General features: G+C 46.8%; 3 protein-coding genes and 1 pseudogene (1 of these 4 cut by a window edge). All 4 read left to right on the forward strand.

Annotated features, from left to right (window positions below; all coding sequences use genetic code 11):
- A protein-coding gene (locus QVO97_RS11300) for a LysR family transcriptional regulator (RefSeq protein ID WP_022360425.1) crosses the window boundary here: on the forward strand, positions 1-165 show its final stretch. The gene continues 849 nt to the left of window position 1, outside the view; 165 of the gene's 1,014 nt are visible here — the last part of the coding sequence; the start codon falls outside the window, past its left edge; its stop codon occupies positions 163-165.
- Between the two features lie 300 nt (positions 166-465).
- Complete coding sequence (gene ispH, locus QVO97_RS11305; protein ID WP_288189721.1) at positions 466-1,317, forward strand: 4-hydroxy-3-methylbut-2-enyl diphosphate reductase; 852 nt, start codon at positions 466-468, stop codon at positions 1,315-1,317.
- Entirely contained in the window at positions 1,298-2,380 is a 1,083-nt protein-coding gene (rpsA, locus tag QVO97_RS11310; protein WP_022360427.1) for a 30S ribosomal protein S1, read from the forward strand. Before ispH ends, rpsA begins: the two co-directional genes overlap by 20 nt.
- Positions 2,381-2,486: 106 nt before the next feature.
- Positions 2,487-2,579, forward strand: a pseudogene (locus tag QVO97_RS11315) (EamA family transporter); the annotation flags it as partial.
- Positions 2,580-2,758: the final 179 nt, after the last annotated feature.

The following is a 2,758-nucleotide window of genomic DNA, read 5'->3' on the forward strand; positions in this document are numbered from 1 at the left end:
CTGGTCTATTATAAGCTGGACGACCCGCTGTCTGAGCGGGAGATCACATTTTCGGTCAAGCGGGGGCGTTATGTGACGGCGGCGATGCGTGAGTTTATGCGTCTGGCAGGCATCCGGTCGGATGATCCGGACACCGATCCGGCTGCCGGGAGGCAAAAGGAGTAACGGCAATTTCCGAAGACAGGGACTGAATGCGGCGTAAATTCCAAAATGCGGTTGTAAAATCAGTTAATCGTGTAAATTTTATATAATTTTACGTCGATTTAGACTTTACCAGCAGTCTAAAGTATGATAAACTATAACAATGAGGGTAAATGAGTTGCCGATTAAAGGTGGAAGAATTTCTATTCTGGAGAATTCGCGGGATGCTATGAGAGACAGGAGCAAAGGTGGATTTTATGAAGGAGACAGAGGGGATTTATTTATCCAAGACGATGAGGAATAGGAGGAATGGCGGGCAGGAACATGGAAATCACAGTTGCGAAGACGGCTGGCTTCTGCTTTGGCGTGAAGCGGGCAGTCGAGAAGGTATATGATCAGATAGCGACGGGGAAGAAGCAGATCTATACCTACGGTCCCATCATCCACAATGAAGAGGTGGTGCAGGATCTGGAAGAGAAGGGCGTACAGGTCATCCATTCGAAGGAGGAACTGGAAGCCCTGAAAGAAGGCGTGGTCGTCATCCGTTCCCACGGCGTAGGCAGGGAGATCTATGAACTCCTGGAACGCCAGGGACTGGAGCTTGTGGACGCGACCTGTCCATTTGTCAAAAAGATCCACAAGATTGTCCGGGAACAGTGCGAAGCCGGACGCCGCGTGATTATCGTGGGAAATGAGCACCACCCGGAGGTCGAGGGTATAAAAGGCTGGGGAAATGAGTATACTCTGGCAGTCGAGTCACTGGAGGAATTTGAACATCTGGCACTCAGACCGGATGAAAAGCTCTGTATCGTGGCGCAGACGACATTTAACTACAATAAATTTCAAGATTTAGTTGAAAAAATTTCAAAAACGTATTATGATATACTTGTTTTAAATACGATTTGCAATGCAACACAGGAGAGACAGGTTGAGGCGAGGCAGATAGCTTCACAGGTGGATGTTATGATTGTTATCGGAGGACGAAACAGTTCTAACACACAAAAGTTGTATGAGATTTGCCGCAGGGAATGTAAACACACTTACTACATTCAGACACTGGAAGATTTCAAGCCTGAGATAACAGGTACTGTGCGCAGCGTAGGTATTACAGCCGGGGCATCGACCCCAAATCAAATTATCGAGGAGGTTCATACTAATGTCAGAATTAAGTTTTGAACAAATGTTTGAAGAATCATCATTCAAGAGATTACGTACAGGAGAGGCTGTTACCGGTCAGGTTATCGGTGTCAAGGAAGACGAAATCATTCTCAGCATCGCTGGAAGCAAATCCGAAGGCATCATCACAAGAAGCGAATTCACCAATGAGCCGGGCGTAGATCTTAGAACCAAAGTTCAGGTCGGCGACGAACTGGAAGCAAAAGTTCTGAAAGTAAACGACGGAGAGGGCATGGCTGCTTTATCTTACAAGAGACTGGCTGCTGATAAGGGTCTGAAACGTCTGAAAGAAGCTTTCGAGAACAAGGAAGTTCTGAAAGAGAAAGTTACACAGGTTATGGAGAAAGGCCTCGTAGTAGAGGTTGAGGGAACCCGTGTATTCATTCCGGCAAGCATGGTTTCTGATACTTATGATAAAGACTTATCCAAGTACGCAGGTCAGGAGATTGAGTTCGTAGTTACCGAGTTCAATCCGAGCGGCAGAAGAAGCCGTATCATCGGCGACCGCAAGCAGATCCTGCTTGAGAAGAAAGCTGCTATGCAGAAAGAATTATTCGAGAAGATCGCTGTTGGTCAGACCGTAGAAGGTGTTGTTAAGAATGTAACTGATTTCGGTGCATTTATCGACCTTGGCGGCGCTGACGGTCTGCTTCACATCTCTGAGATGTCCTGGGGCAGAGTTGAGAACCCGAAGAAGGTTTTCAAAGTAGGCGATAAAGTAAAAGCTCTGATCAAAGATATCAACGGCGAGAAGATCGCTCTGAGCTTAAAGTTCCCGGAGAGCAATCCGTGGGCAAACGCAGCTGAGAAATATGCTGTAGGCAACGTAGTAGAAGGCAAGGTAGCACGTATGACTGATTTTGGCGCATTCGTTGAGCTGGAGCCAGGTGTAGATGCACTTCTTCACGTATCCCAGATTTCCAGAGAGCATGTTGACAAACCATCCGACGTACTGAGCGTAGGACAGGTTATCACTGCTAAGGTAGTTGATTTCAACGAGGCAGACCGCAAGATCAGCCTGAGCATGAAAGCTCTTGAGAATCAGGAAGCAGAAGAAAACTAATCAAACGGTTGACGCCAGTTTCTCATCGGACAGATAGTGCGTCAGACGGAGGATGAAAGAATCATCAGGCTGTCACTTCCACAGGAAGAATGTGGAGGTGGCAGCCGTTTTTGTGATGGCGTGGGGCATGGTATTCTTGACCGGAACGCAGTTGGGTATTTCTGGGATTGGAAGAAAGAGCTGGCTGTTTCTGGTGCTGTAGAAAGCTATTTGGTGATTTTATTAAGATAAAAATGAAAACAGGCAGTATGGCGTATGTGATGGAACATAGGTTGTACGGTCTGTTTTTTGCGTGACGAGGAGCGGAATACGGTGTGGTGAAGGGTTGTGGGAACAGAAAGATGGATTGGAGTGAGTCATAAGGATATTTGGAAAAAT

This window comes from Clostridium sp. CAG:43 (genome assembly GCF_000434655.1).
Classification (GTDB): domain Bacteria; phylum Bacillota; class Clostridia; order Lachnospirales; family Lachnospiraceae; genus Otoolea; species Otoolea fessa.

Excerpts from the sequence above, each read along its gene's own strand:
- ispH (WP_288189721.1), top strand. The coding sequence starts at position 466 with ATGGAAATCACAGTTGCGAAGACGGCTGGCTTCTGCTTTGGCGTGAAG.
- rpsA (WP_022360427.1), top strand. The coding sequence starts at position 1,298 with ATGTCAGAATTAAGTTTTGAACAAATGTTTGAAGAATCATCATTCAAG.